The following is a 23,779-nucleotide window of genomic DNA, read 5'->3' as shown; positions in this document are numbered from 1 at the left end:
ACCATGCAGGCCGACTCCGTCGATCTCATCCGTCGCGCCATTCGCAGTGTCCCGGACTGGCCTCAGGCCGGGGTCGTCTTTCGCGACATCACCCCGGTAGTCCAGGATGCGCGCACCTTTCGCGTGCTCATCGATTTGTTCGTCTATCGCTATATGGGCAAGCGCATCGATCTGATCGCCTGCGTGGATGCGCGCGGCTTCATCATCGGCAGCGCGCTGGCCTATGCCCTGAACGTGGGTTTCGTGCCCATACGCAAGCGCGGCAAGCTTCCGCGCCGCACCGTGTCGGAGTCCTACACGCTGGAATACGGCACATCCGAGGTCGAGGTACACGCCGACGCGGTGCGCACCGGCCAGCGCGTCGTCCTGATCGATGACCTGGTCGCCACCGGCGGCACGATGCTCGCCGCCATCAAGCTGTTGCAGCGCTTGGGCGCCAATGTGCTGGAGGCGGCCGCCATCGCCGACTTGCCCGACCTGGGCGGTTCGACCAAGGTCGCGGTCACGGGCACGCCGTTCTATGCCGTCTGCACGCTCAAGGACGGCGAGGACTGATGGGCCAGGCTCCCCAGCCCCTGTCAAGCCTGCGCGTCGTCGAATTTACCCATATGGTGATGGGTCCCACCTGCGGGATGGTGCTGGCCGACCTGGGCGCGGAGGTCATCAAGGTCGAGCCGGTGGGCGGCGATCACAGCCGCAGGCTGACGGGAGCCGGTTCGGGCTTCTTTCCAATGTGCAACCGGAACAAGAAGAGCATAGGCATAGACCTGCACTCGCAAGAGGGGGCCATGATGGCGCGGCGCCTGGTCGCGACGGCGGATGTCGTGGTCGAGAATTTCAAGCCGGGCACCATGGTCAAGTACGGCTTGGACTACGACTCGCTCGCCAAGGTCAACCCGCGCGTCATCTACGCCAGCCACAAGGGTTTTCTCCCCGGGCCTTACGAGCACCGGACCGCGCTGGACGAGGTGGTGCAGATGATGGGCGGCCTGGCCTACATGACCGGCCGGCCGGGCGATCCGCTGCGGGCCGGCGCCAGCGTCAACGACATCATGGGCGGAATGTTCGGCGCCATCGGCGTGTTGGGCGCGCTGATTCAGCGCGGCATCACCGGGCGGGGCATGCAAGTGCAGTCCGCGCTCTACGAGAATAATGTGTTCCTGATGGGCCAGCACATGCTGCAGTTCGCGTTGACCGGCAAGCACCCTGCGCCCATGCCGGCGCGCGACAATCCCTGGGCGGTGTACGACGTGTTCACCGTCAAGGATGGAGAGCAGATTTTCCTCGCCGCCGTCAGCGACCCGCAATGGCTGGCCTTCTGCGATGCTCTGGACCTGGCGGACCTGAAGGCCGACCCGGAACTGGGCACCAACAACCAGCGCGTCGCGCAGCGGTCCCGCATTATTCCGGCCATCGGGGCGCGCGTTGCCGATCGCAGCGTGACACAACTGGCCCAGGCGATGGAGCGCGCCGGGCTGCCCTATGCGCCGATCCACAAGCCGGCGGACTTGTACGACGATCCGCATCTGCTTGCCACCGGCGGGCTGGCGGATGTGCGCTTGTCCGACGGGCCTAAGGCGGGCCACACGGTCAAGGCGCCCTTGCTGCCCTTTACCCTTGACGGCAGCCGGCTCGAGGTCCGCATGGATCCGCCGAAGGTGGGGGAACACACGCTCGATCTCCTGAAGAGCCTGGGGTGTACCGAGGATCAAGTGCGGGATCTTCTGCGCAAAGGCGTTGTGGCCTGAGTTATGGGCGCTGCAGTACGGCCCGATGAGCGGGCATGCAGCGTGCTGGCCTGAAAATCAGGTCAGACTGTCCCAGGCCGAGCGCGCGATCAGCAGCAGGGCCATCAGCGCCAGGATGAGGATGCAGACGCGGCGGTAGTGCGAATCGCCATGGCGCAGGAAGAGGCGCCGTCCCAGCACGATGCCGGCGGCCTGCAAGGGATAGGCGATCAGCACGAATAGCAGCGTGTGCAGCGACACTTTGCCCATGGCGGCCAATGTCAGCAGCGACACCGCGCTTTGCGCCGCGAAGACAATGGTCATGGTGGCCCGGGCGTTCAAGGGCGAGAAGGGCCCCCCCAGGAAATAGGCCACCAAGGGCGGACCGCCGATGGCGGCAAAGCCGTTGCCCAGGCCGGAGAAGGCGCCGGCGGACAGCGTGAGGCCGAGCCGGGGCTGGCTGCGGTAGCGCCACCCCGAGGCCAGGACCGCCACGGCCGCCAGCACGATGCATCCCATGATGAGGCGGCTGACGCAGGGGGTGGTCACGACCAGCAGCCGGGCGCCGACCAGGGCCGCCAGACCGCTGGCCGCCGCCAGGATGAGAGCCTGCCGCCAGAGGATGTGCGGTCTGTCGGCGCGCGCAGTCTGCAGGCTGGAGAGCACCTGGATGCTCGTCATGATGGGGGCCGCCAGCGCGGGCGGGAACACCATGGACAGCGCCGGCATGCCCAGCATGGCCGCGCCGAAGCCGCTGAAGCCGCGCATCGTGCCCGCGGCCAGCATGGCCAGGCCGGCGAAGGCCAGAGCCCAGGGATGGGCCGTCAGCGTCGCCGCGGAGGATTCGTTCAAAGAGCGATGGCCTTTTTTTGGGTGCGGTGGGAGGAAACCGTGCGCGGGCCGGTCAGGTCTTGTCGCGGTCGATGGCGAACGGCGCCCAGGACTGGCGCGTGGGCATGATCTCGAGCCGGTTGATGTTGATGTGGTCCGGCAGGGTAGCTACGTAGTAGATCTGCTCGGCGATGTCTTCGGCCGTGAGCGGCGTGGTGCCGCGATAGAGCTTGTCCGATGCGTCCTGGTCGCCTTTGGTGCGCACCAGCGTGAATTCAGTCTCGGCCATTCCCGGCGCGATGTCGGTCACGCGCACGCCGGTGCCCGGCAGGTCGCAGCGCAGGTTGTACGAGAACTGCTGCACGAAGGCCTTGGAGGCGCCGTAGACGTGGCCGCCGGGATAGGGCCACTGTCCGGCTACTGAACCCAGGTTGATGATGCTGGCGCCAGCGCCGGTTTCGAGCAGCAGGGGCAGCACCGCGTGGGTCACGTTGACCAGGCCGGTGATATTGGTGTCGATCATGGTGTGCCAGTCCTGTAGCTCGACTTTCTGTGCGGGCACGGGCGCCAGGGCCAGGCCGGCGTTGTTGACCAGCGAGCGGATCGGACGGAAATCGGCGGGCAGGGCATCGACCATGGCTTGCACGGCCGCGGCGTCGCGCACGTCCAGCGTGGCGATGTACACGGGCACCTTGTCCGACAATTCTTTCTTCAGTTCTTCCAGACGGTCGGCGCGGCGGCCCGACAGCACCAGCGACCAGCCGCCGGCGGCGAAGCGGCGCGCGGCGGCGCGGCCGAAACCGGACGTGGCGCCGGTGATGAAGGCTACTTTTTTCATGGCGATGCTTGGCCTCGGTAATGGGAAAAGGGCTGTGGAAAGCTTACAGAAACAGCTTGTACGCCGGATTGTCGGTCTCGTTCCAGTGCGGATAGCCGAGCTCGGTGACGAAATTGCGGAACTGCTTTTTTTCGCCGGCCGGCACCTGGATGCCGATCACGATCTGGCCGTAGTCGGCGCCCTGGTTGCGATAGTGGAACAGGCTGATGTTCCAGTCCGGGTTCATGGCGTTCAGAAATCGCATCAAGGCGCCGGGCCGCTCGGGAAACTCGAAGCGGTAGAGCACCTCGTTGGCCGCCTGGCGCGAACGGCCGCCCACCATATGTCGCAGGTGGGTCTTGGCGAATTCGTCGTGGGTCAGATCCAGCGTGTCGAAACCGTTTTTGCGGAAATGCGCGGCGATCTTGCCCGGTTCGGTCGGCGCGGACACCTGCAGGCCGACAAAGACATGGGCGCGGTCGCCGTCATCGGCCATGCGGTAGTTGAACTCGGTGACGCTGCGCTCGCCCACCAACTCGCAGAAGCGGCGGAAGCTGCCGCGCTGTTCGGGCATGGTGACGGCGAACACGGCTTCGCGCATCTCGCCCACCTCGGCGCGGTCCGACACGAAGCGCAGGCGGTCGAAATTCATGTTGGCGCCGCAGGCGATGGCCACCAGCGTCTTGCCGCGCAACTTGTGCTGGGCGGCATATTGCTTGGCGGCAGCCACTGCCATGGCGCCAGAAGGTTCGAGCACGCTGCGCGTATCCTGGAAAACGTCCTTGATGGCGGCGCAGATCGCGTCGGTGTCGACCACGACGAAATCGTCCACGTACTGGCGCGCCAGGCGGAAAGTTTCCTCTCCTACCAGCTTGACGGCAGTGCCGTCGGCGAACAGGCCCACGTCGGTCAGCTGCACGCGCCGCCCGGCGCGCACACTGCGCAGCATGGCGTCGGAATCTTCGGTTTGCACGCCGATGATCTTGATGTCGGGACGCAGCTGTTTCACGTAGGCCGCCACGCCGCCGATCAGGCCGCCGCCGCCGACCGCCACGAAGATGGCCTCGATCTCGTCCGGGTGCTGGCGCAGGATTTCCATGCCGACGGTGCCCTGGCCGGCGATCACGTCGGGATCGTCGAACGGATGGACGAAGGTGAGTTTTTCCTTTTTCTCAAGCTTTTTGGCGTGCTCATAGGCTTCGCTGAAGCTTTCGCCGGCCAGCACCACTTCGCCGCCCAGGCGGCGCACCGCGTCGACCTTGACCTCAGGCGCTGTGGTGGGCATGACGATCACGGCTCGGCAACCCAGACGGCTGGCCGACAGCGCCACGCCCTGGGCGTGATTGCCGGCCGAAGCGGCGATCACGCCGCGCGCGCGCGCCCCGGGCGCCATGTTCGCCATCTTGTTGTAGGCCCCGCGCAGCTTGAAGCTGAACACCGGCTGCGTATCCTCGCGCTTGAGCAGCACCGTGTTCGAAATTCGCCGCGAAAGCAGGGGAGCGGGTTCGAGCGGCGATTCGATGGCGACGTCGTAGACCTTGGAGGTCAGGATGCGTTTGAGATAGTCGGTGGACATGGAGGCGGGCGTGGGAAGGGATGCCGAACCGCCCGTCCTACATTCAGGCGCCGGCGGGTCAACGAGCGTACCATATGGCGGCCGGCGCGCTGGCTGCCGAGCGCCGCGGCTGCCTGGCTTGCGCCCCCCTTAAAGCGTTGTCCTGGGGTTATTACCGAGCCGCCTTGCGGTGATGTTCTAGAATGGGTTTTTAGGGCTACCTCCTCGTCTATGAACGCCCCTCTCGCCAGCCAAGTCCTAGCATCGGTGATCCCGCCGGCCTCCGGCGCGCGCCTGCGCGAAATCCCCTACAACTACACCTCGTTTTCCGATCGCGAAATTGTGGCGCTGCTGCTCGGAGGCGACGCCTGGCAACTGCTATGCGACCTGCGCGGCGAGCGCCGCACCGGCCGGTCCGCGCGCATGCTCTACGAGGTGCTGGGCGATATCTGGGTAGTCAAGCGCAATCCTTACCTGCAGGACGACCTGCTCGACAACCCCAAGCGGCGCAGGCTGCTGGTCGAGGCCCTGCACCATCGTCTGGGCGAGATCGACCGCCGCCGCACCCCGTCCACGGACACCGTCGACGCGCAGCGCGATGGCCGGGTGGTCGACCTGCTGGTCCTGGCGCGCGGCGCGGTGCGCGATTTCGAGGGCCGCTTCGATGAGACCGCCGCGCTGCGCCAGCAGGCCCAGCGTGTGCTGGGCCGCTGCACGGCGCGCGACAACATCAAGTTCGACGGCCTGTCGCGCGTGGCGCACGTCACCGACGCCACCGACTGGCGCGTCGAATATCCCTTCGTGGTCCTCACGCCCGACAGCGAGGACGAGATCGCGCCGCTGGTGCGCGCTTGCATCGAACTGGGCCTGACCATCGTGCCGCGCGGCGGCGGCACCGGTTATACGGGCGGCGCCATTCCGCTTTCCTGGAAGTCGGCCGTCATCAATACCGAGAAATTCGAGGCCCTGGGCCCGGTCGAGCAGACTGTGCTGCCCGGGCTGGCCGCGCCCGTGGCGACTGTCCTGGCCGGCGCCGGCGTGGTTACCAAGCGGGTGGCCGAAGCCGCCGAGCAGGCCGGCTTCGTCTTTGCCGTCGACCCCACCTCGGCCGAAGCCTCGTGCGTGGGCGGCAATATCGCCATGAACGCCGGCGGCAAGAAGGCCGTGCTGTGGGGCACCGCGCTGGATAACCTGGCATGGTGGCGCATGGTCGATCCTGACGGCAACTGGCTGGAAGTCACGCGTCTGGGCCACAATATGGGCAAGATCCACGACGTGGATCTGGCGCGTTTCGAGCTCAAGTGGTTCGACGGCAAGGGCAAGCCTGGCGGCACGCCGCTCAAGACCGAGCTTCTGGAAATCAAAGGCCGGGTTTTCCGCAAGGAAGGCCTGGGCAAGGACGTCACCGACAAGTTCCTCGCCGGTCTGCCCGGCGTGCAGAAGGAAGGCTGCGACGGCCTGATCACCTCGGCGCGCTGGGTGTTGCACCGCATGCCCAAGCACACGCGCACGGTCTGCCTGGAGTTCTTCGGCCAGGCGCGCGACTCGATTCCGTCAATCGTCGACATCAAGGGTTACCTGGACGGCGAAGGCCGCGCGCACGGCGCCATTCTGGCCGGCCTGGAGCATCTGGACGAGCGCTATCTGCGCGCCGTGGGCTACGCCACCAAGAGCAAGCGCGGCGTGCTGCCCAAGATGGTGCTGATCGGCGACATCGTGGGCGACGACGAGGATGTGGTGGCCGCCGCTGCGAGCGAAGTGGTCCGCCTGGCCAACACCCGCCACGGCGAGGGCTTTACCGCCGTCAGCCCCGAGGCCCGCAAGAAATTCTGGGCCGACCGCTCGCGCACGGCTGCCATCTCGCGCCATACCAATGCCTTCAAGATCAATGAAGACGTGGTGATCCCGCTGCCGCGCATGGGCGAGTACACCGACTACATCGAGCGCTTCAATATCGAGCTGTCCACGCGCAACAAACTGCGCCTGCTCGATGAACTCGACGTCTACATCGCCGAATCTCTGTATTCGAGCAAAGTTCCCAGCGACGACGAAGACGACACGGGCTTGACGGCCGAGGTGATCGAGGAGCGCCGCGTCCAGGCCGCGGCCCTGATCGGCGGCGCGCGCCGCCGTTGGCGGTGGCTGCTCGACAACCTGGATATGCCGCTGGATCAGGCCTTGCCGGAGCTCGACTCGCTGGGCCTGGGACATCTGCATGCCGAACTGGCCGGCCGCCTTGCGCGGCAACCGCAGATGCGCGTGTTCGACGTGGTCCAGGACCGCACGGTGCGCGTATCGTGGAAAGCCGAGGTGCTGGCCGGCCTGGTCAGCCTGTTTCCGGGCGACGCCTGCAAGAAGATCATCGATGACCTGCACGCCATCCATGCGCGCGTGCTCAAGAGCCGCGTGTTCGTGGCGCTGCACATGCACGCCGGCGACGGCAACGTGCACACCAACATTCCCGTCAATTCCGACGATTACGAGATGCTGCGCGAGGCCAACGAAACCGTGGCGCGCATCATGCAGGTGGCGCGCGACCTGGACGGCGTGATCTCGGGCGAGCACGGCATCGGCCTGACCAAATACGAGTACCTGACCGAAGCCGAACTCAAGCCTTTTCAGGATTACAAACGGCGCATCGATCCCGCCGGGCATTTCAACGCCGGCAAGCTGATGCCGGGCGCCGACCTGCGCCGCGCGTGGACGCCCAGCTTCAGCTTGATGGGCTATGAATCGCTCATCATGCAGCAGAGCGAAATCGGCCTGATCGCCGATTCGATCAAGAACTGCCTGCGCTGCGGCAAGTGCAAGCCAGTGTGCGCCACGCACGTGCCGCGTGCCAATCTGCTGTATTCGCCGCGCAACAAGATCCTGGCGACTTCGCTGCTGATCGAGGCCTTCCTGTACGAAGAGCAGACCCGCCGCGGCGTGAGCCTGAAGCACTGGGAAGAGTTCGAGGACGTGGCCGACCATTGCACGGTTTGCCACAAGTGCCTGAACCCCTGTCCGGTGGATATCGATTTCGGCGATGTGTCGATGAACATGCGTTCGCTCCTGCGCAGCATGGGGCACAAGTCCTTCAACGCCGGCACGGCCGCGGCCATGTTCTTTCTCAACGCCAAGGACCCGGCCACCATCAACGCCACGCGCAAGGCAATGATCGGCGTGGGCTACAAGATGCAGCGCGCGGCGCACGACTTCCTCAGTTCGTTCACGCGCAAGCAGACGGCGCGTCCGCCGGCCACGGTGGGCAAGCCGCCCCTGCGCGAGCAGGTGGTGCACTTCGTCAACAAGCGCATGCCGGGCGGCCTGCCCAAACAGACGGCGCGAAAGCTGCTGGACATCGAAGACGCCAACTACGTGCCCATCATCCGCGATCCCAAGGCCACCACGGCCGACACGGAGGCAGTGTTCTACTTCCCGGGATGCGGGTCGGAGCGCCTGTTCTCGCAGGTGGGGCTGGCCACGCAGGCCATGCTGTGGCATGCGGGCGTGCAGACAGTGCTGCCCCCAGGCTATCTGTGCTGCGGCTATCCGCAGCGCGGCAACGGCATGAGCGACAAGGCCGAGAAGATCATCACCGACAACCGGGTGCTGTTCCATCGCGTGGCCAATACGCTGAACTACCTGGATATCAAGACGGTGGTGGTCAGTTGCGGCACCTGCTACGACCAGCTCGCGGGCTATGAATTCGATAAGATATTTCCGGGCTGCCGCCTGATCGATATCCACGAATACCTGCTGGAAAAAGGCATCAAGCTCGAGGGCGCGACAGGGCGCAAATACATGTACCACGACCCCTGCCATTCCCCCATGAAGCTGCAGGATCCGATGAAAACCGTCAAAGCGCTGGTGGGCGACGGCACGATCAAGAGCGACCGCTGCTGCGGCGAGTCGGGAACGCTGGCGGTGACGCGGCCGGATATATCCACCCAGGTGCGCTTTCGCAAGCAGGAAGAGCTGCTCAAGGGCATGGAAAAGCTGGGTGCGCCCGTCGGTTCGGACTCGGATCCGGTCAAGGTGCTGACCTCCTGCCCTTCGTGCCTGCAAGGCCTGTCGCGCTACGAGGAAGATACCGGCGCCCAGGCCGATTACATCGTGGTCGAGATGGCCCGCCACATCTTGGGCGAGTCGTGGATGCAAGATTACGTGCAGCGTGCGAACTCGGGCGGGATCGAGAGGGTGCTCGTCTGATTCGAGCTTGCCCGATCCCTTTCTCGCCATGAATAAGATCGTCTTTCTCGACCGCGGCACCCTCGCGCCGCAGATTCGCCTGCGTCCGCCTGCTTTCGCGCATGCGCTGGTCGCGTACGAGCGCACCGCGCCCGATCAGGTCGCCGAGCGCATCAGGGAAGCGGACATCGTCATCACCAACAAGGTGCCCATTGCCGCGCAGGCCCTGGCGCAGGCGCCCGGCGTGCGCCTGATCGCGGTCGCCGCGACAGGCACGGACTGCGTCGACAAGGCGGCCTGCAAGGCGCGCGGCGTGGTGGTGTCCAACATACGGGGCTACGCGGTCAATACCGTGCCCGAACACGTTTTCGCGCTCATCTTCGCTTTACGCCGCAGCATCGTGGCCTATCGCGAATCGGTGCTGGCGGGGCGCTGGCAGGAGTCGGGGCAGTTCTGCTTTTTCGATCATTCCATCCATGATCTGGCGGGCTCGCGCCTGGGCATCATCGGCCGCGGCGTGCTGGGACAGCGCGTTGCCGAGATCGCCAAGGCATTGGGCATGATCCCGCAGTTCGCGGCCCGCAAGGGCGCGAGCGGCGCGGACGCCGGGTACGTGCCGTGGGACGAAATGCTCGCGACCAGCGACGTGATCACGCTGCACCTGCCGCTCACGGAACAGTCGCGCGGCCTGATCGCCATGCCCGAGTTCCGCAAGATGCAGCGCCGTCCGATCATCATCAACACGGCGCGGGGCGGTCTGGTCGACGAGGCGGATCTGGTCCGCGCGCTCGACGCAGGACTCATCAGCGGCGCGGGATTCGACGTCACGCAGGGCGAGCCGCCGGCGCTGGACAATCCGCTGATGCGGGCGGCGGCGCGGCCCAACCTGATTCTCACGCCCCACGTGGCATGGGCATCGGACCAGGCACAGCAGGCGCTGGCCGATCAGCTGATCGACAATATCGAGCGCTTCGTGGCCGGCAATCCGGTCAATCTCGTGGGCGCGTATTGAGGCGGGTCACACGGTCCGCACCGAGATTCCCGCGTCCTGCAATGCCTTGCGTATCCCTTCTGCAAAGACGACGGCATTGGGTTGGTCGCCGTGGATGCACAGCGTGTCCGGCTGGACCGGCACACGGGTGCCGTCGGTGGCGATGACGACTTTCTCCCGCACCATGCGCAGGATCTGTTCGACCGATTTGCTCACCTCGGTGATCATCGCGTCGGGCTGGGTGCGCGGGGTGAGGGTGCCGTCGGGCTGGTAGCTGCGGTCGCCGAAGACTTCGCTGGCTACACGCAGGCCCAGGGCTTGCGCTTGCTGGATCATGGCGCTGCCGGCCAGGCCATAGAAAATCAGGTCGCTGTCCAGGTCGCGCACGGCCTGGGCCATGGCGCGGGCCAGCTTGGCATCCTTGGCGGCCATGTTGTAGAAAGCGCCGTGCGCCTTCACGTGATGCAGCCTGCCGCCCTGCGAGCGAGCCACGCCGGCCACGGCCGCCACCTGGTAGACGGTGATGTCGTAGGCTTCCTGCGGCGAGATGTGCATGTTGCGGCGGCCGAAGCCGGCCAGGTCCTGGAAGCCGGGATGGGCGCCTATGGCCACGCCCTGTTTGATCGCGGCAGCTACGGTTTTGCGCAAGGTGGACGGGTCGCCGCCATGAAAGCCGCAGGCGATGTTGGCCGAACTGACGTAGCCGAGCACGGCCTCGTCGTTGCCCATTTTCCATGCGCCGTAGCTTTCGCCCATGTCGCAGTTCAGGTCCAGGGTGGTTTGCGCTGCCATATCCGTTCTCGTCCGTGATGTCTGTGAAAAGGGGTGTCGATCCGCGGGGCGGTATTTGAAGATAATCGTAGCGCCAACCCGTTTTTACGGCTGGGCGCGGGCCAGCAGTTGCGCGCGCAGCGGCGCCAACGCCGTTTCCAGCGCTGCATAGGCCTGTTCGCGCGCCTGGTCCAGGCGCTGGGCGTCTTCCAGCGTGGTCAGGGTAAAGCGCACGCCTTGGCCTGGCGCGTATTGCGCCAGCAAAGGCAGATCGATGCTGATGACCTGGGCGATCTTGGCGTAGCCGCCCGTGGTCTGGCGGTCGGCCATGAGGACGATGGGCTGGCCGTCCGCGGGTACTTGCACGGAGCCGAAGCAGGCGGCCTCGGACAGCATCTGGGCGGCGCTGGTCTGATGAATACCAGGACCGGTGAGACGGTAGCCCATGCGGTCGGACGCGGGGCTGACGCGAAACTCGGTCTGTACGAAAGCTACCTGGGACTCGGCGTCAAAAAGATCCCAATGCGAGCCGGGAAGCACGCGCAGCGCGGCGCGTGGTGTGCCGACCAGCGTGGCGGGCAGGTAAAGGCGTAGCTCCCGCATTGCGGTTTCTAGCGCGGCCAGGCCGGCATCGGTGCCGCGCAACGGGCGGCGCAGGCCGATGACATCGCCTTTGTCCAGGGCGCGGCCTTGCAGGCCGCCGAAACCGCCGCGCAGATAAGTGCTTTCGCTGCCCATCACCGGTTCGATGGCATAGCCGCCATGCACGGCCAGATAGGCACGCAGGCCGCGCCCCGGTTCGGCTCGCGAGGAAAACGTGAGCAGATCGCCGGCTCGGGCACGATGCGGGCGCATTGCGGGTATGGGATCACCATTGAGGCAGGCGCCCAGGTCCGCGCCGGCCAACGCGAAGCAGGCCGGGGCATTGAAACGCAGAACCGGGCCGACCAGGGTGATTTCCAGCGTGGCGCGCGTCGCGGGATTGCCAACCAGCAGGCTGGCCAGGCGGTGGGCGCGTTCGTCCATGGCGCCGTTCACGGGAACGCCCAGATGTTGATAGCCGATGCGCCCTCGGTCCTGGAAGGACGATTGCAGGCCGGGCTTGAGGACGGTGATGCTCATCTGCCGTCGCCCCGTTTCATGCTTTCGTAGGTCTTGCGGTCCACGGACCTGAAGCGTACGCGGTCGCCGGGCGCGAGCAGCGCGGCGGGCGAGCGGCTGGGATCGAACAGGACCAGGGGCGTGGCGCCGATGATGCTCCAGCCGCCCGGCAGGCCGCCGGGATAGATCACCGATTGCCGGTTGGCGATCGCGACTGAGCCGGCCGGAATATTCAGGCGTGGCGTGTCGCGCCGCGCAATGGCAAGCTTCTCGTCGTGTCCGCCGATGTAGGCGAATCCCGGCGCGAAGCCCAGCATGAAAACCATACAGCCGGGCTGGGTGTGCAGGGCCACGACATCCTCTTCGCCGATGCCGGCGCACGCGGCCACCTCGGGCAGATCGGGGCCGAGATCGCCGCCATAGCAGACGGGGATTTCGATGTCGCGCCCGGCGGCTTCGTCGATGGCGATGCCGCCGGCGAACAGCCCGGCAACGCGTTCGGCCATCTGCGCGTGGCTGGGGCCGTCGATACCGGGCAGGTAATGCACCGCCACGGCCGTGAACGACGGCACGATGTCGGTCACGCCGGGCAGGGCGGCGTCACGCAGCAAGCGGGCCGCGGCCAGGCAGGTCTGTCCGGTGCGGATGTCGAGCGTGTCGCCGAAACGTATCAGTAGGCAGCGGTCGCCTTGGGCTTGGATGCGCCAGAGGGCGGTTGCGGAAGAATCGGCGGCGCTCAATCGATGTTCTTCAAAGCAGGGGTTACTTGGCGAAAAGCGAATCCATGTTCTTGAAGGCCTTGAATTCGAGGGCGTTGCCCGACGGATCGAGGAAGAACATGGTGGCCTGCTCGCCGACCTCGCCCTTGAAGCGGATATAGGGCTCGATGACGAACTGGGTGCCGTCGTCGGTCAGCTTTTTGGCCATGGCTTCCCACTGTTCCATGGTCAGGACCACGCCGAAGTGGCGCACCGGCACGCCATGGCCGTCGACCGCGTTCAGGGCGGCGGCGCCGCAAGCCTCGGGCGACAGATGGGCGACGATCTGATGGCCGTAGAGGTTGAAGTCGATCCAGTCGGGCGAGCTGCGCCCTTCGGGGCAGCCCAGCTTCCTGCCGTAGAAATTGCGGGCTTCTTCCAGGTCGCGGACCGGAAAGGCCAGGTGAAAGGGCTGGATGGCGGTGTGCGTGGCGGTCATGATGAGCGGCTCCGGGCTAGGCGTAATTAAAACAACTTGCGATGGCTTGCTAGTGTATGGATTGTTTTTTTGATTGGAAAACGATATTTTTTGAGTCTGACAATTAAAAATATCGATCAATGTTGCGTGAATTCAAGACCTTCGTCGCCGTGGCCCGGGGCGGCACGTTCACCGGAGCCGGCCGCCAGCTGGGGTTGACGCAGTCGGCCGTGAGCGCCCAGATACGCCGGCTCGAAGCCTGGCTGGGCGCTGAGCTGTTCGATCGCGGCGCCAAGTCGGCCGAGCTCAATGCCCAGGGCCGCGAGCTGCTGCCCCAGATCGAGGCCCTGGTGGCCATGGCCCAGGGTATCGTCGAGCAGGCCGCCGGCCCGGGGCGGGTAAGCGGCCGCCTGCGGGTCGGAGCCATCGCCTCGGCGCAGCAGGATTTGCTGGTGCGTGCGCTGGCGTATTTTCGCGGCGATTATCCCGACGTTCAGGTGCGCTTGGTGCCGGGCGTATCGCTCAACCTGCTGGGCCAGGTGGATGCCGGCGAGATCGACCTGGCCGTGATGATCCGCCCGTCCTTCGCCCTGCCGGCCGAACTTTCGTGGCAGCCGCTGGTGCGCGAGCCTATGGTGCTGGCTGCGCCGCGCCATGCGCCGCGGGTGGCATGGCGTGAACTGCTGGCCGGTCAGCCCTTCATCCGTTACGACCGCGCCTCCTTCGGCGGCAGGCTGGTGGACGGCTTTCTCAAGAAGCAGCGCATCGCCGTGCGCGAGGCAATCGAACTGGACGAGATCGATGCCATCGCCAATCTGGTGCGCCAGGGCCTGGGCGTGGCGCTGATGCCGCATACGCGGCAGCTGGATACGCGCGGCTTGCGTCTGATCGGGCTGGACGAGCCGGGCTTTCACCGTGAAATCGGTATCGTGGCGCGCCGCCCCCTGGAGCGCGCGCCTCTGGCGGCCGCGCTGGTGCGCTGCCTGGTGCAGGCGGCGCGTTGAATGCATAGGGGTAAATTGCCTGCGCGGGGCAGGGCGGCAAGAAGGCCGCTGCCGCGCAGGCGGGCAGCGGCCCTCGGGCCAGCCAGGACGAATAAAGATCAGGCCGCCGCGCGCAACGCCTTGGCCGCTGCGACCATATTGGTCAGCGCGGGAGTCACTTCAGCCCACTGGCGCGTCTTCAGGCCGCAGTCCGGGTTGACCCACAGGCGCTCGGCCGGGATGCGCTCGGCCGCTTTCTGCATCAGTTGCACCATGTGTTCCTGCGTCGGAATGTTGGGCGAGTGGATGTCGTACACGCCGGGCCCGATCTGGTTCGGATACTTGAAATCGTCGAAGGCATCGAGCAGTTCCATGTCCGAACGCGAGGTCTCGATCGTGATCACGTCGGCGTCCATATCGGCGATGGCCGCGATGATGTCGTTGAATTCCGAATAGCACATGTGGGTGTGGACCTGCGTTTCGTCCGACACGCCGTTGGCGGCGATGCGAAACGATTCGACCGCCCAGTCCAGGTATGTCTTCCATTGCGCCTTGCGCAGCGGCAGTCCTTCGCGCAGCGCGGCCTCGTCGATCTGGATGACGCGCACGCCGGCCTTCTCCAGATCCAGCACTTCTTCGCGGATGGCCAGGGCCAACTGCTTGCACGAGACCGAGCGCGGCTGGTCGTCACGCACGAAGGACCAGTTCAGGATGGTGACCGGGCCGGTCAACATGCCCTTCATGGGCTTTGTGGTCAGCGATTGCGCGTAGGCGATCCAGTGCACCGTCATCGCTTTCGGGCGGCTGATGTCGCCGAACAGAATGGGCGGCTTCACGCAGCGCGAACCGTAGGACTGCACCCAGCCGTATTGGCTGAAGGCGTAGCCCTGCAGTTGCTCGCCGAAGTATTCGACCATGTCGTTGCGCTCGGCTTCGCCATGCACCAGCACGTCCAGTCCCAAGGCTTCCTGTTCTTGCACGCTGCGCGAGATCTCGGCCCGCATCGCGGTCGCGTAGGTCGCCTCGTCCAGACGTCCGGCCTTGTACTCGCTGCGCGCGTGACGGATTTCGGCGGTCTGCGGAAAGGAGCCGATGGTGGTGGTCGGGTAGGACGGCAGTCCGAGCAGGGCGGCCTGCCGGGCGGCGCGCTGCGCATAGGCGCTCTTGCGCCGGCCCAGGCTGGCGTCGATTTGCGTCACGGCGGCCTGCACCGCAGGGTTGTTGACGCGCGGCGAAGCGCGGCGCGCGGTCAGGGCGGCCAGGTTCTCGGCCAGCTCGGCCTTTACCGCGTCGCGGCCTTCGCGCAAGGCGCGGCCCAGGATGCGCAACTCGTCCAGTTTCTGCAGCGCATAGGCCAGCCAGGACTTGATCTGGGCATCCATTTTCTGTTCGCTGCGCAGGTCCACGGGGACGTGCAGCAGCGAGCACGAGGGCGCAAGCCACAGGCGATCGCCCAGGCGCTGGGCCAGCGGCTCGATCCAGTCGAGCACGGCGGTGAGATTGGTCTTCCAGATGTTGCGGCCGTTGATGACACCCAGCGACAGCACCTTGTGCTCGGATAGCGTGTTCACCAGCGGCAGCACGTCTTCCTGGCCGTTGATGGCGTCGATGTGCAGGCCGGCCACCGGCAGGTTCGCGGCCAGGTAGCGGTTTTCATGGAGCTGGCCGAAGTAGGTAGCTAGCAGGATCTTGACGCGGCAGGCCTTCAGATGGTGATAGGCCAGATTGAAGGCATGCTGCCATGCCTCGTCGAGTTCAGTCACCAGCAGGGGTTCGTCGATCTGCACCCACTGCGCGCCCTGCGCGGCGAGCGTATCCAGTAGTTCGCCGTAGACGGGCAGCAACTTGGGCAGCAGGGCCAGCCGATCGGAATCGTCCTTGGCCTTGCCCAGGGCCAGATAGGTGACCGGGCCGATCACGACGGGCTTGGCCTGGGTGCCGTTGGCGCGGGCCTCGGCCAGCTGCTCCAGCAGGCGCGAGGCGTCCAGCCGGAACTCGGTGGCGGCGGTGAACTCCGGGACGATGTAGTGGTAGTTGGTGTCGAACCACTTGGTCATTTCGCCGGCGGCGATGCCGCCGCAGCACGCGGCATGTTCTTCGACGCTGACTGGACGGCCTTCCTGTCCCTGCGCGACTGCCTCCCCGAGGGAGGGCGCGCTGCCTTCGGGCGGCCGGGCGGCGGCGCCAGCCGAACGGCCGCGCGCCACGCGGAAATAATTGTCCAGCGCCTCGCCATGGAAATCCTGCGCGCGCGCGGGCAGATTGCCCAGGGTGAAGCTCATGTCGAGCATCTGGTCGTAGAAGGCGAAGTCGCCTACTGGCACCAGGTCCAGGCCGGCCTGGTCGTTCCAGTGGCGCTTGCGCAACTGCGCGCCCAACTGCTTGAGGTCGTCGCGCGAGGATTCGCCCCTCCAGTAGGACTCCAGCGCGAACTTCAGTTCGCGCCTGGCGCCGATGCGGGGAAAGCCGAGATTGTGAATGGTGGTCATGGAAATACCTTTGCCTGCTTGCGGAAATGAAGTGCAGACAGGCATCTTAGGTATCGAAAATCATGAAGTAAAATGGTAAAAATTCAATATTCAATGAAAATTATTCATATATCATGCTGGAACGCATTCACCTGGCCATCGTCCAGGAAGTCGAAAAACAGGGTTCGCTGACCGCCGCCGCGGGGGCGCTGTTCCTGACGCAATCGGCGCTGAGCCACAGCATGAAAAAGCTCGAACAGCATCTGGGTACCGATGTCTGGCTGCGCGAAGGGCGCAGCCTTCGGCTGACGCAGGCCGGGCAATACCTGCTCGCCGTCGCCAACTGCGTGCTGCCGCAGCTGGCCCTGGCCGAGGACCGCCTGCGCCAGTTCGCGCAAGGCGAGCGCGGCGCTCTGCGCATTGGCATGGAGTGCCATCCCTGCTATCAATGGCTGCTGAAAATCGTCTCGCCGTATCTGCGGGCCTGGCCGGACGTGGATGTGGATGTGAAGCAGAAGTTCCAGTTCGGCGGCATCGGTGCGCTGTTCGGCTACGAAATCGACCTGCTTGTCACGCCGGATCCGCTCTTCAAGCCTGGCCTGGTGTTCGAGCCGGTGTTCGATTACGAACAGGTGCTTGTCGTCGCGGCCGACCACAAGCTGGCCAAGGCCAGGCACGTCGAACCCAGGCAGCTTGATCGCGAAGTGCTCATCACCTATCCGGTGCCGATCGACCGGCTCGATATCTACACCCTGTTCCTGTCGCCGGCGGGCGTGACGCCCAGGCGCCAGAAGCCCATCGAAGACACCGACATCATGATGCAGATGGTCGCCAGCGGCCGGGGCGTGGCGGCTTTGCCGCGCTGGCTGGTTCAGGAATATGCGAGCCGGATGCCGGTCGTGCCGGTCAAACTGGGTCCCAAGGGCATCGCCAAGCAGATATTCCTGGGTGCGCGCGAGGCCGAGGTGGGCGTGGACTATCTGCGCGCCTTCATCGACCTGGCCCGAGGCTAGGGCGGGTCCGGGTTCGGGTCCGCACCCGGTCAGGTTGCGAAAGCTTGTAAGCGCCGCGTTCGTCCTTTAAATTCATGCGCATGCGTCTGGGGTGTCGCGCAAACGCATGCGGAGCTGGTCCTGGAGGTCAATCATCTTTTGGAGCGGATCATGTGTGAGTGCGAAATGCATTGCCAATGCGAAACGCCTGATTTGGGAGCCGGGGCATCGCGCCGCGGCTTTCTGGGCACGGCCCTGGGCGCCGCCCTCTTCACGGCCCTGGGCGCGGCAGCCCCCATGGCCTATGCCGCCGAAACGGCGCTGCCGGACAATCGCATCGGCGGCAAGGCCGCTCTGGCGCGACTTATGCACGGCAACGCGCGTTATGCGGCCGGGCACAGCCGCAAGCGCGATTACGCGATCGGCCGCGCGGCCCGCGTGCGCGGGCAAAAGCCTTACGCCGCCATCCTGGGCTGCGCCGACTCCCGCGTCGCGCCAGAGCTTGTATTCGACCAGGGGCTGGGCGACCTGTTCGTGGTGCGCGTGGCAGGCAATGTCGCGGACGACGATGCCATCGCCAGCATGGAATATGCCGTGAAGTTTCTCGACGTGCCGCTGGTCATGGTGCTGGGGCATAGCAACTGCGGAGCCGTGGCCTCCACGCTCAAGGTGCTGCAGGACAAGGCCGTGCTGCCGGGTCACCTGCCGGGACTGGTCGATGCGATCATCCCGGCGGCGCAGGCCGCGATGCGCAGGGGGGGGCCCAACCTGCTGGAAGAGGCCATCGAGCAGAACGTGATCGAGACCACGGCGCGGTTGGCGACGGCCGCGCCCATCCTCGCGCCAATGCACGCCAGCGGCGCCGTGACGATGGTAGGCGGCCTCTACGATCTGGCCAGCGGCAAGGTCGCGCTGGTTTGAGTCAGGCCTGATCGCGGCTGACCCGCTCCGATGGGAAATCCAGCGAGAACGTGCTGCCCTTGCCCGGTTCGCTCTCGATGCCCAGTGTGGCGTCGTGGCGCATGGCCACGTGCTTGGTAATGGCCAGGCCCAGGCCCGTGCCGCCCACGGCGCGCGAGCGGCCGCGATCGACGCGATAGAAGCGTTCGGTCAGTCGCGGGATATGGCGCGCCGCGATGCCGATGCCGGTGTCCTGCACGCGGTAATGGGCCATGCCTTGCGCGTCGGTCTCCCAGTACACCCTGATCTGCCCGCCGTCCGGTGTATAGCGCACGGCGTTGGTCAGCAGATTGGAAACAGCCGAGGTCAGCTCGCTGGCGTTGCCCAGCAGGTCCAGGTCTTCGTCGATATGCCATTCGAAAACATGCCGGCCGTTGGACAGGGCTTCGGCCTGTTGCCGCGCGCGCTGCAATAGCTCGCTCATATTGACGACGGCCGGTCCCGCGCCGGGCGAGGATTCGAGCGTGGACAGCGTCAGCAGGTCCTCGACGATGGCCTGCATGCGCTGGGCCTGCTCGTACATCATGCCGATGTATTGCTCGCGCTGCTCGGCCGGCACGGCGTCCTGCGGCATGTCGCGCAAGGTTTCCAGAAAGCCCGTCAGCACCGTGAGTGGCGTGCGCAGCTCGTGCGAGACGTTGGCGACGAAATCGCGCCGGGTGGTTTCCAGTTTTTCGATCTGCGTGACGTCGCGCGAGATCAGCAGGTGCTGGTTTTGTCCGTAGCGGGCCATCTGCATCATCATCACGCGCTCCTGCCCGCTGTTGGACAGGCGCACCAGTATGGGCTCGGGCCAATCCGCGCTTTGCGCGTATGCCACGAAATCCGGCGAGCGCACCAGGTTCAGCAGCTTGCTGCCGCGATCGTAGGGCAAGCGCAGGCCCAGATGCCGCATGGCCATGCGGTTGCACCAGTCGATCTGGAATTCATTGTTGAGCGTGACCACGCCGTCGGGCAGGGCCTGGGCGCCCGCCACCATGTTCTGCAGTGCATCGTGGCTTTCCTGCAGCACGCGCGACTGCATGCGCAGGTAGCGGTAAAGCGGAGCCACCACGTCGTCCCAGGCGCCCACGTCGGCGGGCGGGGCGGTAGTGGGATCCTGCGCCCAGCGCGTCACGCGCGACAGGCTATGGTTGCGCCATACCAGCATGGCGAAGAATGCCAGGCATGGCACCGCCCAGCCGATCGCGGGCGTGAACAGGTCGCCCGCGAGCAGGCCCACGGCTGCCCAGAGGGCGCACCAGAGCAGGGTACGCAGCCAGACCATCGCGCAAGCCTAGCGCGCTGCGACCTGGGCCGTGAAGCGGTAACCGCTGCCACGCACAGTTTCCACGTGATTGTCGTGGCCGCTGGGTTCGAGCGCTTTGCGCAGGCGACGGATATGCACGTCCACCGTGCGTTCTTCGACGAAGACATGGTCGCCCCAGACCTGATCCAGCAACTGGGCGCGCGAGAACACGCGTTCGGGGTGGGTCATGAAGAAATGCAGCAGGCGAAACTCGGTCGGCCCGATGGCCAGCGACTGCGTGCCGCCGGACAGGCGGTGTGTGGCCGGATCGAGCTTCAGGCCGGCCACGTCGATGATGTCGTCGGTGAGCTGGGGCGCGCGCCGGCGCAGCACGGCCTTGATGCGCGCCACCAGTTCCTTGGGCGAGAACGGCTTGGTGATGTAGTCGTCGGCGCCGGCTTCCAGACCTTCCACCTTGTCCTGCTCGGAACCTTTGGCGGTAAGCATGATGACGGGCACCGTGCGGGTGCGCTCGTCGTCGCGCAGCGCGCGCGCCAGGGACAGGCCCGAGGCGCCGGGCAACATCCAGTCGAGCAGGATCAGGTCGGGCAGTTCGGCGCGGATCAGCGTCTGCGCCTGTTCGGCATCGAAGGCCCGCAGCACTTTGTGCCCGGCAAACGACAGGTTGACGGCGATCAGTTCCTGGATGGCGGGTTCGTCTTCGACGACGAGAATGGTGCTGGACATGGATTGAGTGCAGACAGAAGCGCCGGCCGGCGCGAGCGTTGCCATAGTATGGCTGTAATATTTCAGGTATGTGACGAATTTCACGATCTCGCGCAGCACCCGGGCCGCTGCGCGGCTTCGGCGAACGGGCCGGGGTGTGCTAAATTTAATTGCATGGAGATGGCATTCCTCCAATAAACGCCACGTCTCGTGGCTGATGATGCCTACGTATTGGCCGGACGGGCCCGCGTAGGCATGCCTGTCCGAATAGCAACAAAAATATCCCTGGACAGTGCAATGTGGAAACCCATACTCGCCATCTCGATCGGATCGGCTGCCGGCGGACTTTCCCGCTGGTGGCTCGGCATCAAGCTCAACGCCCTGTTTCCCACGCTTCCGCCGGGTACGCTCGCGGCGAACTTGATCGCCGGCTACATCATCGGCGCCGCGGTAGGCGTATTTACGCAGCTTCCGGGCCTGGCCCCCGAGTGGCGGCTGCTGATCATCACGGGCTTTTGCGGCGGTTTGTCCACGTTTTCCACCTTCTCGTCGGAAGTGGTGGCCCTGATGCAGCGCGGACAACTGGGCTGGGCCGCCGGGGAAATCGCCATTCACGTGGCCGGCTCGCTGGCCGCGACGCTGGTGGGCATCGCTTCGGTGCAGTGGCTTAAATCGTAAATAAAGGAGCGGGAAATGACCGGATACATGCTTACTTTTTTCACCCAGCAGGACCGGCTTCATCACGGCACCCCGCTGGCCGACTGGCTCGTCAAACTGGCCGCGGAGCTGGACCTGGGCGGCGCGACGCTGGTGCCCGCCGGCGAGGGGATGGGGCACGACCATCATCTGCACTCCACCCGTTTCTTCGAGCTGACCGACCAGCCGGTGTCGGTGGTCATGGTGGTCACGGCCCCGGAATGCGACCGGCTGTTCGAGCGGCTCCAGGCCGAGGGCGTGCAGGTCTTCTACGTCAAGAGCACGGTCGAGTTCGGCAAGCTGGGCGGCGCATAGCCTGGGCAGAGCCAGATCGGGCCTATCTAGGCCGGCCTAGATAGGCCGGGCCGCGATCGGCCGGGCCGCGATCGGCTACCATGACATCTTGCCAGGAAAAGTCATGCAAAATTCCACATCGTCGTCCGATATCTCCGGGGCGCAAAGCACCCATTTCGGCTTCCAGACTGTCGCCGAAAACGAGAAGGCCCGCAAAGTCGCCGAAGTATTCCATTCTGTGGCCGCCAGCTACGACATCATGAACGACCTGATGTCGGGCGGGCTGCACCGCATCTGGAAGGCCTTCACCATCAGCCGCGCGGCCATCCGGCCGGGCATGCGGGTGCTGGACATCGCCAGCGGCACGGGCGACCTGGCCAAGGCTTTCGCCAAGCGCGCTGGCGCCACGGGCGAAGTCTGGATGACCGACATCAACGATTCCATGCTGCGCGTGGGCCGCGACCGCATCATGGACGCTGGCATGGTGCTGCCCACCGCGGTGTGTGATGCCGAGCGCCTGCCGTTTCCCGATGGATATTTCGACCGCGTCAGCGTGGCCTTCGGCCTGCGCAATATGACGCACAAGGACCGGGCGCTGGCCGAGATGGCGCGCGTGCTCAAGCCCGGCGGCAAGCTCCTGGTGCTGGAGTTTTCCCGCGTGGCCAAGCCGCTCGCGCCGGTCTACGACTGGTACTCCTTCAACATGCTGCCGCTGATGGGCAAGCTGGTGGCCAAGGACGAGGCCAGCTACCGCTACCTGGCCGAGTCGATCCGTATGCACCCCGACCAGGAAACCCTGGCCGGCATGATGCGCGAGGCTGGCCTGGAGCGCGTGCAGTTCTTCAACCTGACTGCCGGCGTGGCTGCGCTACACGAAGGCGTGAAGCTGGGCTGACGCCGAGATCTGCAGCACGCGGGCGTCCTGGTCGCGCAGGCCGCAGACGGATACGCCGATGCCCGGCTCGCCCGTGGGCAGCGACACCGCGCAGCCGTCCAGGAAATTGACGACGCTGGGGTTGCGCAGGACCAGGCTGTTGGTTTCGAAGAAGGCCTCGTCGTCCCTTTCCACGAAAGCGACCAAAGGCGGCTTGATGGCGACGGTCGGCATCAGCCATGCGTCGGCGTCGCGCAAGCGCTCGGCCGCGACGGCCTGCAGGCGACGTCGCGCCGCAAGAACTTCGATATAGTCCGTCGCGCTCTGCTCGGCGCCGCGGCGGATGCGCTGCGCGACGCGGTGGTCGTAGCAGGTGCCCTGGGCCTGCAGCAGCTTGCGGTGCCAGGTCCAGGCTTCGGCTGCCGTCAGGCCGCCGCTGGCATTGATCCTGGGTAGCTCGCGCAGTTCGCGCAAGCTGAACGGCACGATGGTCGCGCCCGCCTTGGACAACTTCTGCAGCGAGGCCTCGAAAGCCTGCGCGACTTCCTCGTCCATGCCATCGCAGACGAGGTCGCGGGTGACGTACAAGCGCAGGCCGCGGATGTCGGCGGGCCGCGCGTCCAGGGTCTGGCCGCTGATCGCGGCATCGAAAGCCGCGCAGCAGGCCACTGAGACGGCTAGAGGGCCGATGGAATCGAGCGAGCTGGACAGCGGCAGGGCGCCGGCCAGCGGCACGCGATGCGCGGTGGGTTTGAAGCCGGTCAGGCCGCAGAAGGCCGAGGGAATGCGGATCGACCCCCCGGTGTCGGTGCCGAGCGCGGCGGCGGCCATGCCCAGGGCCACGCTGACCGCGGCGCCCGAACTCGACCCGCCCGCCACGCGCGCCTCGTCGTGCGGGGCGCGCGGCGTGCCGTAGTGCGGATTCAGGCCCAGACCCGAGAACGCGAATTCGCTCATATTGGTGCGGCCCAGCAGGATGGCGCCTGCCTGGCGTAGCCGGGCTACCGCCACGGCGTCCTGGGATGCGGGTGCGGCATTGTTCAGCGCGATCGAGCCGGCCTTGCTGACCTGGCCCTGGACGTCGAACAGGTCCTTGACGGAGACAGGCAAGCCAGCCAGCGCGCCGGGCACATAGCCGGCCTTGCGGGCCTGGTCGCTGGCATGCGCGGCCAGCAGGGCCGACTCGGCATCTATTTCCCTGTAGGCCACACCGCCGCCGGCCCGGTGTTGCTCGATGCGGGCCAGGGCGTCTTCGACCAGCCTGACGCTGGTGGTCGTGCCCGCTGCCAGGGCCGCGGCGAGTTCGTGCAGGGTCTTCAAGGACGCGCTCATGGGGGATCACTCTCTGAGGACGGGAGGCTTCAGTATAGGCGCGGCGCGGGCAATAGGCATGGCATGGATTGCCCATGACGGCGC

Annotated in this window: 21 protein-coding genes and 1 riboswitch; of the genes, 10 read left to right on the top strand and 11 right to left on the bottom strand. The window is 65.8% G+C overall.

What is annotated here, in order from left to right; all coding sequences use genetic code 11:
• The first annotated feature begins 3 nt into the window (after positions 1-3).
• Both H143_RS0104285 and H143_RS0104280 read left to right on the top strand, forming a co-directional pair.
• Positions 4-555 carry an adenine phosphoribosyltransferase gene (locus tag H143_RS0104285; protein ID WP_026349716.1) on the top strand — a complete coding sequence of 184 codons (552 nt, stop codon included), beginning with the start codon at positions 4-6 and terminating at the stop codon, positions 553-555.
• On the top strand, positions 555-1,748 hold the full coding sequence (locus tag H143_RS0104280) for a CaiB/BaiF CoA-transferase family protein (protein ID WP_019936993.1): 1,194 nt from the start codon (positions 555-557) through the stop codon (positions 1,746-1,748). Before H143_RS0104285 ends, H143_RS0104280 begins: the two co-directional genes overlap by 1 nt.
• A 57-nt stretch (positions 1,749-1,805) precedes the next feature.
• Here the strand turns inward: H143_RS0104280 and H143_RS0104275 are convergent, their stop codons facing one another.
• Genes H143_RS0104275 through ilvA form a run of 3 tightly spaced genes read right to left on the bottom strand, consistent with a single transcriptional unit; the run spans position 1,806 to position 4,951 of the window.
• Positions 1,806-2,579 carry a sulfite exporter TauE/SafE family protein gene (locus H143_RS0104275; RefSeq protein ID WP_019936992.1) on the bottom strand — a complete coding sequence of 258 codons (774 nt, stop codon included), beginning with the start codon at positions 2,577-2,579 and terminating at the stop codon, positions 1,806-1,808.
• Positions 2,580-2,631: 52 nt separating this feature from the next.
• On the bottom strand, positions 2,632-3,396 hold the full coding sequence (locus tag H143_RS0104270; RefSeq protein WP_019936991.1) for an SDR family NAD(P)-dependent oxidoreductase: 765 nt from the start codon (positions 3,394-3,396) through the stop codon (positions 2,632-2,634).
• 43 nt (positions 3,397-3,439) lie between these two features.
• Positions 3,440-4,951, bottom strand: coding sequence for a threonine ammonia-lyase, biosynthetic (ilvA, locus tag H143_RS0104265; RefSeq protein WP_019936990.1), 1,512 nt, complete (start codon positions 4,949-4,951; stop codon positions 3,440-3,442).
• 210 nt (positions 4,952-5,161) lie between these two features.
• On the opposite strand from ilvA, the gene H143_RS0104260 reads away from it, so the two are divergent.
• The gene (locus tag H143_RS0104260; RefSeq protein ID WP_026349714.1) at positions 5,162-9,124 is read left to right on the top strand and encodes an FAD/FMN-binding oxidoreductase; all 3,963 of its coding nucleotides are present in this window, start codon (positions 5,162-5,164) and stop codon (positions 9,122-9,124) included.
• 28 nt (positions 9,125-9,152) lie between these two features.
• Positions 9,153-10,115 (top strand): D-2-hydroxyacid dehydrogenase, encoded by a 963-nt coding sequence (locus H143_RS0104255; RefSeq protein WP_026349713.1) that lies wholly within the window; start codon positions 9,153-9,155, stop codon positions 10,113-10,115.
• 6 nt (positions 10,116-10,121) lie between these two features.
• Here H143_RS0104255 and H143_RS0104250 read toward each other — a convergent pair whose 3' ends face one another.
• From H143_RS0104250 to H143_RS0104235, 4 genes are all read right to left on the bottom strand, one after another.
• Positions 10,122-10,886, bottom strand: coding sequence for a LamB/YcsF family protein (locus tag H143_RS0104250; protein ID WP_019936987.1), 765 nt, complete (start codon positions 10,884-10,886; stop codon positions 10,122-10,124).
• Positions 10,887-10,970: 84 nt separating this feature from the next.
• Positions 10,971-11,987, bottom strand: a complete 1,017-nt coding sequence (locus tag H143_RS0104245; protein WP_019936986.1) for a biotin-dependent carboxyltransferase family protein — start codon at positions 11,985-11,987, stop codon at positions 10,971-10,973.
• Positions 11,984-12,706 (bottom strand): 5-oxoprolinase subunit PxpB, encoded by a 723-nt coding sequence (gene pxpB / locus H143_RS0104240; protein ID WP_019936985.1) that lies wholly within the window; start codon positions 12,704-12,706, stop codon positions 11,984-11,986. Before pxpB ends, H143_RS0104245 begins: the two co-directional genes overlap by 4 nt.
• Before the next feature lie 22 nt (positions 12,707-12,728).
• Positions 12,729-13,163, bottom strand: coding sequence for a VOC family protein (locus H143_RS0104235; RefSeq protein ID WP_019936984.1), 435 nt, complete (start codon positions 13,161-13,163; stop codon positions 12,729-12,731).
• Positions 13,164-13,282: 119 nt separating this feature from the next.
• Here H143_RS0104235 and H143_RS0104230 point away from each other — a divergent pair, with 119 nt between their 5' ends.
• The gene (locus tag H143_RS0104230) at positions 13,283-14,146 is read left to right on the top strand and encodes a LysR family transcriptional regulator (RefSeq protein WP_019936983.1); all 864 of its coding nucleotides are present in this window, start codon (positions 13,283-13,285) and stop codon (positions 14,144-14,146) included.
• 98 nt (positions 14,147-14,244) lie between these two features.
• On the opposite strand, the gene metE is transcribed toward H143_RS0104230, so the two are convergent.
• Positions 14,245-16,614 carry a 5-methyltetrahydropteroyltriglutamate--homocysteine S-methyltransferase gene (gene metE / locus H143_RS0104225; protein ID WP_019936982.1) on the bottom strand — a complete coding sequence of 790 codons (2,370 nt, stop codon included), beginning with the start codon at positions 16,612-16,614 and terminating at the stop codon, positions 14,245-14,247.
• 113 nt (positions 16,615-16,727) lie between these two features.
• Here metE and H143_RS0104220 point away from each other — a divergent pair, with 113 nt between their 5' ends.
• Both H143_RS0104220 and H143_RS0104215 read left to right on the top strand, forming a co-directional pair.
• On the top strand, positions 16,728-17,606 hold the full coding sequence (locus H143_RS0104220; RefSeq protein WP_019936981.1) for a LysR family transcriptional regulator: 879 nt from the start codon (positions 16,728-16,730) through the stop codon (positions 17,604-17,606).
• Positions 17,607-17,771: 165 nt separating this feature from the next.
• A complete protein-coding gene (locus H143_RS0104215) occupies positions 17,772-18,506 on the top strand; it encodes a carbonic anhydrase (RefSeq protein ID WP_019936980.1) in 735 nt (244 codons plus the stop codon).
• Position 18,507: 1 nt separating this feature from the next.
• On the opposite strand, the gene phoR is transcribed toward H143_RS0104215, so the two are convergent.
• A complete protein-coding gene (gene phoR, locus H143_RS0104210; protein WP_019936979.1) occupies positions 18,508-19,812 on the bottom strand; it encodes a phosphate regulon sensor histidine kinase PhoR in 1,305 nt (434 codons plus the stop codon).
• 9 nt (positions 19,813-19,821) lie between these two features.
• A complete protein-coding gene (gene phoB, locus H143_RS0104205) occupies positions 19,822-20,520 on the bottom strand; it encodes a phosphate regulon transcriptional regulator PhoB (protein ID WP_026349711.1) in 699 nt (232 codons plus the stop codon).
• A 146-nt stretch (positions 20,521-20,666) separates the two neighbouring features.
• Positions 20,667-20,733, top strand: a riboswitch (Fluoride riboswitch).
• 63 nt (positions 20,734-20,796) lie between these two features.
• Between phoB and crcB the strand changes: the two genes are divergently transcribed.
• From crcB to ubiE, 3 genes are all read left to right on the top strand, one after another.
• Positions 20,797-21,177: a fluoride efflux transporter CrcB gene (gene crcB, locus H143_RS0104200; RefSeq protein WP_019936977.1), complete on the top strand. Its 381-nt coding sequence runs from the start codon at positions 20,797-20,799 to the stop codon at positions 21,175-21,177.
• A gap of 15 nt (positions 21,178-21,192) precedes the next feature.
• The gene (locus H143_RS0104195; RefSeq protein ID WP_019936976.1) at positions 21,193-21,510 is read left to right on the top strand and encodes a DUF190 domain-containing protein; all 318 of its coding nucleotides are present in this window, start codon (positions 21,193-21,195) and stop codon (positions 21,508-21,510) included.
• Between the two features lie 103 nt (positions 21,511-21,613).
• Complete coding sequence (gene ubiE, locus H143_RS0104190) at positions 21,614-22,384, top strand: bifunctional demethylmenaquinone methyltransferase/2-methoxy-6-polyprenyl-1,4-benzoquinol methylase UbiE (protein WP_019936975.1); 771 nt, start codon at positions 21,614-21,616, stop codon at positions 22,382-22,384.
• On the opposite strand, the gene H143_RS0104185 is transcribed toward ubiE, so the two are convergent.
• Positions 22,358-23,695, bottom strand: a complete 1,338-nt coding sequence (locus tag H143_RS0104185; RefSeq protein ID WP_019936974.1) for an amidase — start codon at positions 23,693-23,695, stop codon at positions 22,358-22,360. The two genes, ubiE and H143_RS0104185, sit on opposite strands and share 27 nt — an antisense overlap.
• Positions 23,696-23,779 lie beyond the last annotated feature (84 nt).

Source organism: Bordetella sp. FB-8 (genome assembly GCF_000382185.1).
In the GTDB taxonomy this organism is placed as follows: Bacteria; Pseudomonadota; Gammaproteobacteria; order Burkholderiales; family Burkholderiaceae_B; genus Bordetella.
Note: the sequence above shows the minus strand (reverse complement) of the source record. Positions and strands in the feature narration are given on the sequence as shown.